The organism is Cupriavidus sp. 05T313 (genome assembly GCF_056396665.1).
The window spans coordinates 1-14,877 of the sequence record NZ_JBFTLX010000283.1 but is presented as its reverse complement, the minus strand read 5'-3'; the positions used below and the strand labels follow the sequence as shown (position 1 = coordinate 14,877).

At 63.9% G+C, this 14,877-nt stretch carries 13 protein-coding genes and 1 pseudogene; 6 read left to right on the top strand and 8 right to left on the bottom strand.

The window, feature by feature from the left end:
* Window positions 1–29: 29 nt before the first annotated feature.
* From AC1DKD_RS35800 to AC1DKD_RS35785, 4 genes are all read right to left on the bottom strand, one after another.
* Complete coding sequence (locus tag AC1DKD_RS35800; protein ID WP_441634898.1) at window positions 30–263, bottom strand: hypothetical protein; 234 nt, start codon at window positions 261–263, stop codon at window positions 30–32.
* Window positions 264–545: 282 nt separating this feature from the next.
* Complete coding sequence (locus AC1DKD_RS35795; RefSeq protein ID WP_035870991.1) at window positions 546–989, bottom strand: cupin domain-containing protein; 444 nt, start codon at window positions 987–989, stop codon at window positions 546–548.
* 162 nt (window positions 990–1,151) lie between these two features.
* Window positions 1,152–1,532, bottom strand: a complete 381-nt coding sequence (locus tag AC1DKD_RS35790; protein WP_441634896.1) for a helix-turn-helix domain-containing protein — start codon at window positions 1,530–1,532, stop codon at window positions 1,152–1,154.
* Window positions 1,533–1,821: 289 nt separating this feature from the next.
* The gene (locus AC1DKD_RS35785; RefSeq protein WP_477103196.1) at window positions 1,822–2,478 is read right to left on the bottom strand and encodes a hypothetical protein; all 657 of its coding nucleotides are present in this window, start codon (window positions 2,476–2,478) and stop codon (window positions 1,822–1,824) included.
* Window positions 2,479–2,880: 402 nt separating this feature from the next.
* Here AC1DKD_RS35785 and AC1DKD_RS35780 point away from each other — a divergent pair, with 402 nt between their 5' ends.
* Window positions 2,881–3,402, top strand: a complete 522-nt coding sequence (locus tag AC1DKD_RS35780; protein ID WP_441634893.1) for a hypothetical protein — start codon at window positions 2,881–2,883, stop codon at window positions 3,400–3,402.
* A 299-nt stretch (window positions 3,403–3,701) separates the two neighbouring features.
* Here AC1DKD_RS35780 and dinB read toward each other — a convergent pair whose 3' ends face one another.
* The 3 genes and pseudogenes from dinB to AC1DKD_RS35765 form a co-directional block, all read right to left on the bottom strand.
* Window positions 3,702–4,865 carry a DNA polymerase IV gene (dinB, locus tag AC1DKD_RS35775; RefSeq protein ID WP_477144338.1) on the bottom strand — a complete coding sequence of 388 codons (1,164 nt, stop codon included), beginning with the start codon at window positions 4,863–4,865 and terminating at the stop codon, window positions 3,702–3,704.
* Window positions 4,866–5,287: 422 nt separating this feature from the next.
* The gene (locus tag AC1DKD_RS35770) at window positions 5,288–5,908 is read right to left on the bottom strand and encodes a hypothetical protein (protein WP_441634891.1); all 621 of its coding nucleotides are present in this window, start codon (window positions 5,906–5,908) and stop codon (window positions 5,288–5,290) included.
* A 316-nt stretch (window positions 5,909–6,224) separates the two neighbouring features.
* Window positions 6,225–6,854 (bottom strand): annotated as a pseudogene (locus tag AC1DKD_RS35765) (SOS response-associated peptidase); the annotation flags it as partial.
* 198 nt (window positions 6,855–7,052) lie between these two features.
* On the opposite strand from AC1DKD_RS35765, the gene AC1DKD_RS35760 reads away from it, so the two are divergent.
* On the top strand, window positions 7,053–7,598 hold the full coding sequence (locus AC1DKD_RS35760) for an AAA family ATPase (protein ID WP_441634887.1): 546 nt from the start codon (window positions 7,053–7,055) through the stop codon (window positions 7,596–7,598).
* Between the two features lie 22 nt (window positions 7,599–7,620).
* Here AC1DKD_RS35760 and AC1DKD_RS35755 read toward each other — a convergent pair whose 3' ends face one another.
* On the bottom strand, window positions 7,621–8,478 hold the full coding sequence (locus tag AC1DKD_RS35755; RefSeq protein ID WP_045237785.1) for a 23S rRNA (adenine(2030)-N(6))-methyltransferase RlmJ: 858 nt from the start codon (window positions 8,476–8,478) through the stop codon (window positions 7,621–7,623).
* A gap of 233 nt (window positions 8,479–8,711) precedes the next feature.
* On the opposite strand from AC1DKD_RS35755, the gene mnmC reads away from it, so the two are divergent.
* The 4 genes from mnmC to clpX all read left to right on the top strand — a co-directional run bounded on the left by mnmC (window position 8,712) and on the right by clpX (window position 14,582).
* A complete protein-coding gene (gene mnmC, locus AC1DKD_RS35750; RefSeq protein WP_477144337.1) occupies window positions 8,712–10,748 on the top strand; it encodes a bifunctional tRNA (5-methylaminomethyl-2-thiouridine)(34)-methyltransferase MnmC2/FAD-dependent 5-carboxymethylaminomethyl-2-thiouridine(34) oxidoreductase MnmC1 in 2,037 nt (678 codons plus the stop codon).
* A 227-nt stretch (window positions 10,749–10,975) separates the two neighbouring features.
* The gene (gene tig / locus AC1DKD_RS35745; RefSeq protein ID WP_035870974.1) at window positions 10,976–12,337 is read left to right on the top strand and encodes a trigger factor; all 1,362 of its coding nucleotides are present in this window, start codon (window positions 10,976–10,978) and stop codon (window positions 12,335–12,337) included.
* Window positions 12,338–12,410: 73 nt separating this feature from the next.
* Complete coding sequence (gene clpP, locus AC1DKD_RS35740) at window positions 12,411–13,061, top strand: ATP-dependent Clp endopeptidase proteolytic subunit ClpP (protein WP_006160857.1); 651 nt, start codon at window positions 12,411–12,413, stop codon at window positions 13,059–13,061.
* A gap of 246 nt (window positions 13,062–13,307) precedes the next feature.
* Window positions 13,308–14,582 (top strand): ATP-dependent Clp protease ATP-binding subunit ClpX, encoded by a 1,275-nt coding sequence (gene clpX, locus AC1DKD_RS35735; protein ID WP_477144336.1) that lies wholly within the window; start codon window positions 13,308–13,310, stop codon window positions 14,580–14,582.
* The last annotated feature ends 295 nt before the right edge of the window (window positions 14,583–14,877 follow it).

Sequence of the window (14,877 nt, the reverse complement as noted above, 5' to 3'; positions counted from 1 at the left end):
GAAGTGGGGAGTCCGGCGAAATCTCCTGGTTACAACGGAGCGCCGTAAGAAGACGAAGACATATACCCGCCGGACCTTGCGCCATCCGGGAACGTTTCGAACGTGTCGGCCCTTGTGCCATCGGCGTACGTGTCGGAGCTGCCGGCCCGTGCGCCATCAGTGCGCACATCGAACTCGCCAGCCTTGGCCAATGCAAAAGCAGCGGACAGGGCACCGGTCAGAGCGACAGTGGCGGCAATCAGAACGAAACGTTGGATATTCATGATGAATTGAAAGGGGACATCGAGCCGCCAAAATTTGGGGACTCCGCAACAGGCTGCATGATAGGGGTTTGCCCTATGGCTATAAACCCTAGTTTGCGAAACGCATAGTTGCTCATTGCACAACAATACTGAAAATCTTCGTCGTGAAGGCCCGGGGTACGGTAGCAATCTGACGGTTGTGCTGATTAAGGTGCCGGTCGGGGTGGTGCTGGCAAGGAGACCAACGGTTGGTGGGGGACTCTAGGTGATTGACCCGCCCCGGCATCGGATCGCCCATGCCCATCAGCCCGCAACCGTCACACCGCATTTCTCCGCAATCGCGATCAATTTCGGGACGTCCGGCGGCCCCGGAGGAATTTCCTGGTCGATTGCGGTGAAGAGACGCGTCGCGTGCCCGGTTTGGCCGGTGACCGAAATCATTTCGCCGCCGCCCGGGCCAAAGTGAAAGCTGTGAATCGTGCCTGCGGGCAAGTGAACGAGCGTGCCAGCCGTGGCGGCCAGGGTATTGCCGCCGTAGCTGATTTCGACACTGCCTTTGACCACGTAGAAGGATTCGTCCCAGTCATGGCTGTGCGGTGGCGGTCCGGTGCCTTCATCGCCTTGCTGCAAGAAAATCTCATAGCCTTGCGTGGCGGCATTTGATGCCAGTATCGTAATCTTCTCGCCCACCACATCGAGCGCACGAGGATAGGCGCTCGGTGTTACGACAAACGGTTGCGGCTTCATGGTTGCGCCTCCTTTGGACCGGATTCAGCCCCGAACCGGTTATAGTCAGTGGACTGGACGGAGTCCAGAAGTTGCCATCGGTGGCGTCGGTGACGGCCAGCGCGATTGCCTCAATCTCCTATGCGGGCTAACGGCAATGTGGAGCCGGCTGGAGGGCGCGTTTCATTTTCCCTCCCGCCCAACCAACACATCCAGCGGCACGTGCAGTGCCTCTGCCAGGCTCTGGAACACTTCCACGCTTCCATCGCGCTTGCGGTTCTCAATCTGGCTGAGATAGGGCTTGCTGAGTCCCGCGGCGGTTGCCAGCGCGTCCTGGGTCATCCGGCGGTATTCGCGCCAGGCCTTGATCGGGTTGTCGCCGGCGAGTTCGGCGTCCAGTATGGCGGCGGGAATCCGAAAGCCGTCTTCCCGCGCCTCGGCGTGGCCGGGCAGCGTGCCATCGTCCCACTCTCCGGTCCGGTGCTTGATGCGCTCCCACACCTCAATGGGCACCACCGCGAACTCGGGGTGGCCGTCGCGTTCGATGAATTGAATCTTGACCATGATTGGCACCTCCAGAGGAGCACGGCTGGCGCGTCGAGCACGATCGGGCCGTGCTGGATCTGATACCGCACTCGCCAGTCTCAGGACGGAGGCGGCAGCCGTGTCGACTGCCGGTGCGCCGGAGCCCGGCGTGGATTGCTGATCGCAACATGCCCGGGCGGGGTTGGGAGCCTGCGCCGCTTACCTGTTGAATGCGATTGCTTGCGCTTTCATGTTAGCTAGGCGCTAACCGAATTGCGAATAAAGTTGGCTGGCGGTTCCGGCGCCGACGCGGGACAGGGCTGGGCTTTCACGCGCCAGCCTCCGCGAACACCTCTTTGCCCACGATCGCATCCAGCTCCTCATACAAGCCGGAGGGTTTGTCGCTGACACGCAGTTGGAAGTCGAACAGTTGTGGCCGGATCAATGGTTCAACGCCGTACCCGTGCTCCGAAACGAGCCGGATCAGCCGGCCGCCGCGCGCATGAATGAACTCGGCCTCGGCATGGATGGCGACGTCGGGTACCACCACATCGCAGCCGGCGAGCTGGTCCAGCGCGTCGGCACAGTGATTGACCAGCACTTCCGGATCCATGCGGGCACGGATCCAGGACTCGCGAAGGGCGTTTAGCAACTGTACCGGCGATTTCCCTAGCGTGGGAACGACATCATTGCGCCTTGCCGCGTCGAACTGCGCGTCGTTGATGCCGGCGCAGGCCTGGATCATATGGCGCAGCGGGGCGTCGAACGTGACGGTCAGGAAGGCGTGGTTCGCGGAAGTCAGGTAGCTGGTGACGAGGTCTCGACCGGAGCCGGGACGGCCGCAAAGTCCGATAAGCATGAGGTTTCCTTTGTCGTGGTCGTTCGCCTGTGGGTGCTTGAGGTCAACGAGGTCGGTGCGCGGATTTGGCGCCGTGGCGCAATGCGGCGTGACCGGGCGGGCGCGGTGCCAGGCCGTGACTTCCATGGCCGGGCATACGGGGTCGCCCCGATGGGCGCAACCAGGCCGGACCGGCGCGGACACAAGCCCTGGCGCTCGCGATGCAGCCCGGCGTTGGGTATGGAAATGCCGGGGTTCTGATACCGCTTCAAGTTAACGCCGATAATTTACCCAAAGGTAAATATAAAGACAAGCCTTCTTGGTAACCATCATGACTTGCCGGCCGCGAGTCCAGGTCCTCGATCCACGGAAGCCGCCAAGGTGCCAACGCGCCCGTGGCTTGCCGCGTCAGTGTCGCGCGACCCCGCCGAACCATCGCGCCGAGAAGGGAGCGAAAGGTCCTCTTGCTCCGTAAATTACCTTTTAGTCACTAAATTTACAGTACCAGAAGAAAATTTACCTTGAGGTAATGCGCGGGTTTAATGAGTGATGGACATCCAAGATACGCGCGAACAACGCCTGGCCCAAGTGCTGGAGAAACAGTTCGGAGGCTCGATCGCACGCCTCGCGGACCGCGTCGACCGCGAACCCTCATATTTCTCCCGAGTTTTTTCGTCGGAAGGCAAGGCCGGAAAGAAGCGCATCGGCGAACGGCTTGCCCGCGACATCGAGGCCAAGCTCGGCTTGCCTCGGCTGTGGCTGGACGGCAGCATGGAGGATGCTGTCGCTCCCTCGAATGACGAGATCCTCCCGCCTGGCGTGGCCATTCGGGTGGCTCGCTTGGTCAAGGACTTGCGCAACGAGGATATCGACCGCCTGCTGACGGCCATTGAGTTGCTGATGCAGGTCGAGGGCGTGCGCTCGGTGCGCAAATATGGCAAGGGCACAAAACAGGCGCAGGTACTGACGACCGGAAAGCGCACGGCAACTGGCTCCGCGAGCGGGGCGGTACACGAGTCCGGCACGCGTGTCGCCGGGAAGCAGCGAGGCAGGAAGAAGCCGGCAGACTGACGCAGCCGGGATCGTCGGCGACGCGGCATCGGCAGCCTGGGCAGGACCGGCTGCCGCCGTGCCTGCACGTTAGTGTCCGGCCGGGTCAGAGTTGAAAATGCCGTCGATTGGGTGGCAGTGTCAGCAATTCAATTGTCGCGAATTCCCGCAGTTCCGCCTCTGTGCGCTTGCACTCAGTCACGTTGGTGACAAGTCCGTGCCATGGCGTGCTGCCGTCCTACAGGCGCCGAGGGCCTGCATCGCCTTCCGGTGCGACCCGTGCCCGCACTATCAGACGGCCTGATTATCGGCTGCGACCGTTATTCGTCTTCGCCGAAAGGCAACTCTCCCTGGACCGGCGCCGACGCATACTCCAACTCGCCGGCTGGCGTCAGCGCGCTCACCCGTACGCCCAGTAGCCGTATCTTCCGGTTCAGCGGAACGCGTCTGACGCATTCGGTGGCGGCGCGCCGCAACAAGGTGGCGTCGGCGGTCGGGACCGGCATGCTGAGGTCGCGGGTGACGGTGTGGAAGTCGTCATAGCGCAGCTTGACGCCGATGGTGCGGCCGACGTAGCCCTTGCCGCGCAGGTCTTCGGCAAGGCGCTGGCACAGGCCGGTAAAAACTTCGCCGAGAGYCTGGCGATCGTGGCGCGGATGCAGGTCGCGCTCGAACGTGGTTTCGCGGCTCATCGACTTTGGCTCCGAGCTGATGACCACGGGGCGTTCGTCATGACCTTGCGCGATCTCGGCGAGCCACGCGGAATAGCTGCGGCCAAAATGGGTCTGCAGTAGTCCGAGGTCCGCGCTGGCGAGGTCGCCAACGGTGGCGATGCCGAGCACGGCGAGTTTCTCCGTGGCTTTCGGGCCGATGCCGTTGACCTTGCGCACCGGCAGCGGCCAGATGCGCAGCGGGATGTCTTCCGGCGTCAGGAGGGTAAGCCCATCGGGCTTGTCCAGCTCGGATCCGATCTTGGCGAGGAGCTTGTTGGGCGCGATGCAGATGGAGCAGCTTAGCCCCGTGGCCTCGCGAACCGCTTGCTTGATGCGGCTGCCGATATCGGCGGGCTCGCCTGGCACATCGCTCAGGTCGATGTAGATTTCGTCGATGCCCCGGTCTTCGACCTGGCTCGTGAACGTGGCGACGGCCGCCTTGAAGAGCCGGGAGTAGTGCCGGTACGAATCGAAATCGGTGGGCAGCAGAATGGCATCAGGCGCGAGCTGGGCTGCCTTCATCATGCCCATGGCGGAAAAAACGCCGAGCGCGCGCGCTTCGTAAGTCGAGGTGGTGACGACGCCCCGTCCCGCATAGTCGCGCAGGCGCGCAAAGCGCCGGCTTCCGTCTTCAAGCGTCTCGGGCACCGCATTCCGTCCGCCGCCGATCACCACGGGCATGCCACGCAGTTCCGGATACCGCAACAGCTCGACGGACGCATAGAAAGCGTCCATATCCAGGTGGGCGATGCGGCGGGGGGCAAATGACATGGCGTCAGCGAACGGGGTTGACGACGCGCCCCGGCCGCGAGAAAGGACTCGGGGGCGGGCCGCCTCGGTTACTGTATGCATATACAGTATATCGAATTCTACAAGAAGAATCCCCGCGGCGCCCCGGCGGGYCTGCCAGCGATGCACGTAGGTCGTCGTCAGCACGATGCCCGCGGCGGGCAAGTGCGAAGTGTTATTGCTATTGCGCAGCAACTGGCGATCGATGCGCAAGCAGGCGCATGATTGAAAATGCAACGCATTATCATTTAAGTGGGTAATGTTCGTCGATGCCGACATGAACCGGCCGGAAGAGAAGACGGTTCACGTCGCATGACAACGGGTTTTCCCGCCGCCTTGCCGGCAAGCTGAAAATGCCAGCGCGGAGCGCGGGCGAAAGCCCGCCGCTCATCGGTGCCGGTCGCTCAACGCAGCAGGAACGCGATATCGTCCACGCTGATTTGCGCGACGGCCACGCCCCGGCGTTGCTGGAACAGGATGTGCTGGAGAACCCGGCGGCGTTGCCTGGCAAAGACAGCCAGGTCGATGGGGATGCCGGCGCGAGCATAGTGCTCGACCAGCAGCTTGTAGGCACGATGCCGCATCTGCAGGGCTTCGCCCTCCGCCCGTAGCTGGCTCGTGTCCTGCGGCACGATGCTTTCGGTCTGACGCAACGCCTCCATGGCGTGGGCGTGCATGTCGCGGTAACGATCGAGTTCGGCTTGCGTTGTGCGCAGCCGTTCGCGTAGCGCGCGGACCTTGCGCTGCAGCTTCAGCGTCATGCCTACGCCATGCTCGACCAGCGCCACGGTCTCAAGCGCATGGCTGGCGGCGGCAATCGTGTTTTTCCAGATCCCTCCGTCCGTCGCCTCGGTTTCCGCTGCCCACCCGTTGCTGATTCCGCTAAATATCTTCATATGACCCCTTGACCCTTGTACAGATTTCCGGCGGCCGGCTTTTTGGTAGCCGGTCCTGTCCGGGTGCACGGCGGCCGGGCCGCGTTGGCGCGCCTGCCGTGTCGAATCGACATCGTTGTACTGGCGCATGCGCTGGCTGGCATGCCTCGCGCCGATGAGCCGATGACCTGGGAATGCTACGGTCTCGCCGTTCGCGGGCCAAGTAGAAGATGCTTAGATCTGGTATTCCCGATGCATATGTCGCTCAATGTACGGGCGCGAGAATGTCTCGCCAAAGCCGCGTCACCGGGCAGCCCGCGCGATGCGCGGCCAGCGATAAAGCGCCCCTTTCCAGACTTGCCGGGGGGCGCGTCCCCGAATCCTGGCGAAATAGCGCAACCGGGCCCTCGATACCGTACGGATGCCCGCGATTCGGACCCGGAGATCCTGCCGCAATCCGCGGCGGCAGCGGTGCGGGCTCGGCGGCCAGCTTTTCCGCGGCGTAGGGGCGCAGGAAGCTGCGCGCCAGTTCCGTATTCCTGCAAGTCAGCCAATCATCCCACTCCGTGCCCGGGACGATCACGATCATCCGTTTTTCCTTGCCCGGCGCATGGAAGCGTTGCATCAACGGGTGGTGCTCCGAATTGATGGTCAGCATGGTGAAGCTGAAGACGTCCTGGCCGCCTTCGCCAGGCCATGCGCGCCAGAGGCCGGCGATTGCCATGGGCTCGCCATCCTTGAGCCAGATCCGCCAGCGTACCGCCTTGCCGGTTGCGTAGTCGGGCTCATAGAAGCACTGCGCTGGTATCAGGCATAGCTGACCCTGTTTCCACGCCGCCGAGAACGTCCGTTTTTCACCCACCGACTCCGAGCGCGCGTTCGTGGTGTCGAACCTCGCGACGCCGGGCGGAATGCGCTTCCTGGGGACCATCCCGAAGGTGCCGGCCAGGCATTGCCGCTGGCCGTCGTGGTCCGCCACGAGCAGTGGCGCGACGTAGTCAGGCCATGTTTCGGGGGGCCATTCCCGCACCGGACAAGTGAGGCCGAAGACATCGCGTAAAACGGCCGCCTGCACGGGCGCGTAGTTGACGCACATGGCTTGTCTCCATGCCGATGCTGCATGTGAAAGGGAATATCCAGTATGGCGGACGGGCGGGAAGGACCAAAGTGATTCTTGTCCTACCGGCGGGGTGCCTGCTGTAATCGCTTGTCGTGTCACGGCGCCGCGTTGGCGCCGGTTCCGTCCCCGCCCAAGATCAGGCGCGCTGAACCGACCCCATCCTGATTGCCATTGATGACCGATACATCTCCGTTCTTCATCCTCACCGGCGGCCCCGGCGCCGGCAAAACCACCTTGATCGCCGAACTGGCGCGCCGGGGATACGCTACCTCGGACGAGGTCGGGCGCGAGATTATCCAGGAGCAAACGCTGGTGAACGGCCCCGGCCTGCCGTGGGTGGATCCGCGCTTGTTCGCCGAGTTGATGCTGTCGCGCGAGATGCGCAACCACCGGGCGCATGCGGGCCGGGTCGAACCGGTGTTTTTCGATCGCGGCGTGCCGGATGTGGCCGGCTACCTGAGCCTGTCGGGTTTGCCGGTGCCGCCGCATATCGACGCCGCCGCGCGATTGCTTCGCTATCACCGCTGCGTCTTCATCCTGCCGCCCTGGGAGGATATTTACAGCCGGGATGCGGAACGCCGGCAATCGCCGCAGGAGGCGGCACGCACCTATGACGCCATGGTGAGCGTCTATGCCGGTTACGGCTATGAACTGCTGGAAGTGCCGCGTTTGCCGGCTGCGCGGCGGGCCGACTTCGTCGAGTCGGCCATCCGCCGCTGAGCGCGCGCGGCTGGCGCGAGGATCAGCTTTCCTGGGCTTCCAGCGTGAAGCCCGCGCCATCATCCTGGCGCAGCAGCGTCACCAGGGCGGGCATGGCCGCCTCCAGGGTTTCCTTCAGGCGCCACGGCGGATTGACGATGAACATGCCACTGCCGTGCAGGCCAAGCCCGCCGGAAACCGGATGCTTGACGCGCAGGCTGACGTGCAGCCAGCTTTTGAGCGGCAGCTTCTTCAACTGCACCGGCAACTGCACCGATTCGCGGCGCTGCACTTCGGGATACCAGATGGCGTACATGCCGGTGGCGAAGCGCTGCAGGCCATCCTGCAGGGTCCGCAGCACGCGGGCGTAGTCCTGCTTGTCTTCGTAGGAGGGGTCGATCAGCACCAGCGCGCGGCGGGGGGGCGGCGGCAGGATGGCGTTGATTCCGGTGAAGCCGTCGCCGTCGTAAAGCATGACGCGGCGGCCGGCGCCGCGGAAATTCTCACGCAGCACCTGGATTTCCGTGCTGTGCAACTCGAACAGGCGCAGGCGGTCGGCGTCGCGCAGCATCTGCCAGGCGAGCCAGGGCGAACCGGGGTAGTGCTTCAGGCTGCCGTCCGGATTAAGGGTACGCACCTGTTCCAGGTAGTCCTCGAGCAAGGTCGGCATGGGCCGCTTGGCGGCGGCGGCCTGCCACAGCCGGGCAATGCCGGTTTCGTATTCGCCCTTCTTTTGCGCGTAAGCGTGGTCGAGCGCATAAAGCCCGGCGCCGGCGTGCGTGTCGATATACCAGAAGGGCTTGTCTTTCTGGCTCAACTGCTCCAGCAACTGGACCACGATGGCGTGTTTAAGAACATCGGCGTGGTTGCCGGCGTGGAAGGCGTGACGGTAGCTGAGCATGGCGAGGCGGGAAAAGGGCGTGCCGATGCCGGCCTGGACGGGCCGGCGGCACAGGGCGCTATGCTACCATCGCCGGGCTCTGGCGCTGCCGTACGGCTGTTCGCGGTGCCGCGCGAGACGCTAGCATCCCGGGCGCCTTGGCTCGCCATGGTGCCCCGGCCTGCGCGCCAGCGTCTTGTCCCGACCCATTCCTGTCCGACGTTCTCCGTCCCCTCCTTGTCCAAGTTTTGTCCATGACCCGCGCCTTAGATCTCGCCGAGCCCGTTTTCGCCGCCTCGGGCCCGCCATACTCGCAGCGTTACGGGGATGTCTACCACAGCGACGAGGGTGGCCTGGAGCAGGCCCGGCACGTTTTCCTGGCGGGCAACGGTTTGCCAGGCGCGTGGGGCGGGCGCGACCAGTTCGTAATCCTGGAGGCCGGGTTTGGCCTCGGGCTTAACTTCCTGGCGACGTGGCAGGCGTGGCGGGCCGATCCCGCGCGTTGCCGGCGGCTGCATTTCGTGTCGGTGGAAAAGCACCCGTTCACCAGCGACGGTCTCGCCRCCGTCCACGCCAATTTGCCCGGCCTGGCGGAACTGGCGCCGCTGGCCACGCAGTTGCGGCAGGCATGGCCGCTGACCTTGCCCGGGCTGCACCGGCTGGAATTCGAGGGCGGGGCGGTCGTGCTGACGCTTGCGTTCGGCGATATCGATACCGTGTTGCCAAGGCTGGCGCTGGGCGTCGATGCGTTCTACCTGGACGGCTTTGCGCCCGATCGCAATCCCGATATGTGGCAGCCGCCATTGATGAAGCGGCTCGCCCGGCTGGCGCGTCCGGAGGCCACGCTGGCGACCTATGCGGCGGCCGGTTTTTTCCGGCGCGGCTTGCAGGCAGCTGGCTTCGAGGTGAAGCGGGCGACCGGCTACGGCAGCAAGTGGCATATGACGGTGGCGCGCTTCCCCGCGGCGCGCGGCCAGCGCCGGCATCCCCCGCCAGCCGCCGCTAACTGGCCCGGGCGACACGCCATCGTGATCGGTGCCGGGCTGGCTGGCTGCGCGGTCACGGAGCGCCTGGCCGCACGCGGCTGGCGTGTGACGCTGTTCGACGCGCATGATGGCCCCGCGCGACTGACTTCCGCGCATCGCGCGGCAGCCATGCACCCGCATCTGTCGTCGGACGACAGCCTCCTGTCGCGCTTGTCGCGCGCCGGGAACCTGTTCTCTCTGAGAGCCTGGGAGGCATTGGCCGCGGCAGGGCATGCGCCGGGCTGGCAGGGGTGCGGCGTGCTGCAGATTGGCGCGGACGCGGAGGACGCCCGAATCCAGCGGGCGGCGCTGGCCGCGCTGGGGTTTCCCGAAGCGTTCGCGCGCTGGATGCCGCCCGAGGAAGCCGCGCGCCGGCATGGCGCCGCCGTTCCCCATGGCGGACTCTGGTTCGGGCAGGGCGGCTGGGCGCCGCCGCCCGACATCTGCCACGCGCAACTGGCGCAGGCCGGAGCAGCGGTGACGACGCATTTTGGCCGCCGGGTCGCGCGGCTGGTACGTGCCGCGGATGGCTGGCAGRCCTTGGACGACGCCGGGGCGGTGATGGCGCAGGCGCCGGTGATGGTCCTCGCCAACGCGCACGAGGCGCTGCGCCTGCTGCCGCTGCACCATATGACGATCGACCGCGTGCGCGGGCAGCTGACCACGCTCGAGGCCGCGCAAGTGGAGCAGTTGGGCACCTGGCCGGACTGCGTGGTGACCGGCTCGGGCTATCTGTTGCCAAGGGCCGGCGACGGTAGTGCGCGGGTCGGCTCCAGCTACGAGCCGGCCGCCGAAGGGCAGGGCGAACTCGCCGAGCGCCCGGAAGTGCACGCGGAGAATCTTGCCAAGCTGGGCTTGCTATTGCCGGATCTCGCCGCCGCCGCGGCCCGGCTGAATCCGGCGGCCCTGCGCGGCTACGTTGGCGTGCGCAGTGTTTCACACAATCGCCTGCCGCTGATCGGCCGCATTGCCGATGAGGCGCAGGCCGCGCGCGACGCCGTCGCGCTTCGCGGCGCGCGTCTCAGGGATATCCCTCGTCTTTCCGGGCTCTACGCGGCACTTGCATATGGCTCGCGTGGCCTCACATGGGCGGCACTGGGGGCGGAGTTGCTGGCCAGCCAAATCGAAGGAGAGCCCTTACCGCTCGAACTCGAACTGGCCGAGGCCATCGACCCCGCGCGGCTGCTGGTCCGTGCCTTGCGGCAAGGGCAGGTGGCAAGCGAGGCGGAAGGCGCGGCCGCGCCATCCGAGCCGGTTCCCGGCTAAAAACTGCCGGAACCGAATGAAAACCGTGCGATAATCCCCGTTTTCCGTTTGCGTGGGCCTGCGCCCGGATGCTCCGGGTTCGTCGGTTTTCCGCGCGTACCCGCAGTTTTCGATAGCGCCCGCGTACCGGGCATCGGCATTTGCCGTCGCTTTGCCTGTGTCTTGTCGGGCACGCGAGCGGGGTGCGCTTACGAACACAACAACATTTCTGGATTGGATCAACGACCATGTCGAATGTCATTGAAAACCTTGGCAAACTGGACCGCAAGGTGACCCTGGCCATTCCCAAGGCCGAAGTCGAAAAGGAAAAGCTGGAACGTCTGGTTCGCCTRTCGAAGACGGTGAAGATGTCCGGCTTCCGTCCCGGCAAGGTACCGATGAAGATGGTCGAGAAGCAGTACGGCCAGCAAGTCGAATTCGAAGTCCGCTTCGACAAGGCTGCACGCAAGTTCTTCGACATCACCAAAGAGCAGGATGTGAAGGTTGCCGGCCAGCCGAAGTTCGAGGTCAAGACCGACGGCGTGAACGAAGACGAAGTGGCCTTCGACGCAACCTTCGAGGTCTATCCGGAAGTCAAGCTGGGCGACCTGGCCGGCGCCGAAGTGACCCGCACCAAGACCGAAATCACTGATGCCGAAGTCGACAAGACCATCGACATCCTGCGCAAGCAGCGCGTGCATTACCACACCCGTGGCGAAGCCGGCGAGCACGGCGACGGCGGCGGTGAAGTGGCCGCCCAGAACGGCGACCGCGTGACCCTGGACTTCGTCGGCAAGATCGACGGCGTGGAATTCCCCGGCGGCAAGGCTGACGACTTCGCCTTCGTGCTGGGCGAAGGCCGCATGCTGCCCGAGTTCGAGCAAGCTGCGCTGGGCCTGAAGGTTGGCGAAAGCAAGACCTTCCCGCTGGCGTTCCCCGAGGATTATCACGGCAAGGAAGTGGCCGGCAAGACCGCCGAGTTCACCGTCACGCTGAAGAAAATCGAGTGGGCGCACCTGCCGGAAGTGAACGACGAGTTCGCCAAGTCGCTGGGCATCGCCGACGGCAGCGTCGAGAAGATGCGCGCCGACATCCGCGAAAACCTGGAGCGCGAAGTCAAGCGCCGCACGCACGCCATGCTGAAGGACCAGGTCATGGACGCGCTGCTGAAGGCAAGCGAGCTGGAAGTGCCGAAGGCCCTGATCGAGCAAGACCAGGAGCGCCTGGTGGAAATGGCTCGCCGCGACCTGGAACAGCGCGGCATGCCGAATGCCAAGGACATGCCGATTCCGGCCGAGATGTTCACCCAGCAAGCTGAGCGCCGCGTCAAGCTGGGCCTGATTCTGGCCGAGATCGTCAAGGCTCACGGCCTGGACGCCAAGGCCGACCAGATCAAGGCCGAGATCGAGGACTTCGCCAAGAGCTACGAAGACCCGAAGGAAGTCATGCGCTGGTACTACGGTGACCAGCAGCGCCTGGCCGAGATGGAAGCCTACGTGCTGGAAAACAACGTGGTAAATTTCGTGTGCGACAAGGCCAAGGTCACCGAAAAGACGGTGTCCTTCGAGGAACTGACTGCCGAAGGCAACAACCAGCCTCAGCAGGCCTGAGCCTGGCCCGTGGCCGGAGCGCATGGCGCGCCGGCCACAGCCTTGTCTCTTACCGAACTCCAGGAGAACTTGCATGACCCGCAATGATTTGCTTGACCGTCTGGCTACCACGCAGGCCTCCGCCCTGGAAACGCAGGGACTGGGGCTGGTGCCGATGGTGGTTGAGCAGTCCGGCCGGGGCGAGCGCGCCTATGACATCTACTCGCGCCTGTTGAAGGAGCGGTTGATTTTCATGGTCGGCGAAGTCAACGACCAGACTGCCAACCTGGTGGTCGCACAGCTGCTGTTCCTGGAAAGCGAGAATCCCGACAAGGACATCTCGCTCTACATCAACTCGCCGGGTGGCTCGGTGTCGGCTGGCCTCGCCATCTACGACACCATGCAGTTCGTCAAGCCGGACGTGGCCACGCTGTGCATGGGCATGGCAGCCAGCATGGGTGCGTTCCTGCTGTCGGCTGGCGCCAAGGGCAAGCGTTCGGCGCTGCCCAACTCGCGCATCATGATCCACCAGCCGCTGGGCGGCGCGCGCGGCCAGGCCTCGGACATCGAGATCCAGGCCCGCGAGATCCTGTACCTGCGCGAGCGGCTCAACACGATCCTGTCGGAAGTCACCGGCCAGCCGGTCGAGAAGATTGCCCGCGATACCGATCGCGACAACTTCATGAGCGGCGATCAGGCAGTGGACTACGGCCTGATCGACAAGGTGCTCACCCGCCGTGCCTGACAGACCGGCCCGGCTGCCGCAAGGCGGGCCGGGCAGGGGCCGGGCGGTGATCCTTAGGGTATCGCCGTCCGGCCGCAACGAAGAAGGCTATGCAGAAACGAGGCCTTGTGCCTCGTTTTTTGCTTTTGCCCCACAGCGTGGGGGTCTACCCGCCGCGCCAATTTTTTTGGCGTATGATGCGTTTGAAGCGTATCCCCGCAGCGCTCCGGCACTGCGGCACGCACACTGCTAATGTGACTGATTCCTATGGCGGATAAAAAAGGTTCATCCAGTGAGAAGCTCCTTTACTGCTCGTTCTGCGGCAAAAGCCAGCACGAGGTAAAGAAGCTCATCGCCGGCCCGTCGGTGTTCATTTGCGACGAATGCATCGATCTGTGCAACGAGATCATCCGCGACGAGGCAGCCGCATCCGACAAGGATGCGGGCGCCTCGGCCAAGTCCGATCTCCCCACCCCCCACGAGATCCGCGAGAGCCTGGATCAGTACGTGATCGGGCAGGAGCAGGCCAAGAAGATCCTGGCCGTAGCGGTGTACAACCACTACAAGCGCCTGAAGCACCTCGGCAAGAAGGACGACGTCGAGTTGTCCAAGAGCAACATCCTGCTGATCGGGCCCACCGGCTCGGGCAAGACGTTGCTGGCGCAAACGCTGGCGCGCCTGCTGAACGTGCCGTTCGTGATCGCCGATGCCACCACGCTGACCGAAGCCGGCTATGTCGGCGAGGACGTGGAAAACATCATCCAGAAGTTGCTGCAGAACTGCAATTACGAGGTGGAAAAGGCACAGCGCGGCATTGTCTACATCGATGAGATCGACAAGATTTCGCGCAAGTCGGATAACCCGTCCATCACCCGCGATGTGTCCGGTGAAGGCGTGCAGCAGGCTCTGCTCAAGCTGATCGAAGRTACGATGGCTTCGGTGCCCCCGCAGGGCGGCCGCAAGCATCCGAACCAGGACTTCCTGCAGGTGGATACCACCAACATCCTGTTTATCTGCGGCGGCGCGTTTGACGGCCTGGAAAAGGTCATCATGCAGCGCTCGGACAAGACCGGCATCGGTTTTGCCGCGCAGGTTCAGAGCAAGGAAGAGCGCGAGGCCAGCGAGGTGCTGCCGCAGGTCGAGCCGGAAGACCTGATCAAGTTCGGGTTGATCCCGGAACTGATCGGCCGCCTGCCGGTGGTGGCGACGCTGGCCAAGCTGGACGAGGCCGCCCTGATGCAGATCCTGGTCGAGCCCAAGAACGCGCTGATCAAGCAATACCAGAAGCTGCTGGCGATGGAAGGCGTGGAGCTGGAAATCCGTCCGGCCGCGCTGTCCGCGATTGCCCGCAAGGCGATCCGTCGCAAGACGGGTGCACGCGGCTTGCGTTCGATACTCGAACAGTCGCTGATGGATGTGATGTATGACTTGCCCAATTACAAGGGCGTGCAAAAGGTGGTGATCGACGAGAACACCATCACCGGGGACGCTCCGCCGTTGCTGATGTATGAGGAACAGCCGAAGGTGGCTGGTTCGAACTGACGCGAACGCCGGCGCTTATGACGATCTCAGGCCGGCAGCGAGTCCTAAAGGCCGTTCGCGAAAAGCGAGCGGCTTTTTTTCTTCATTTTCGTAAAACGAAGGGGGGAAAACGGGGGTATGCTGTTTGGACGGGTCTTGCAAGTGCGGGGAGCAGCATTTGCACAATGCATTGAATCGTTGGCACCTATCTTGCAATCGATTCATGAGACCCAATTTACGCCTAAATGACTGACTGGGGAAAATGATGTCCGGAACACAACTCCTCCCGGCTGAGCCGATTCGCTTGCCACTGTTG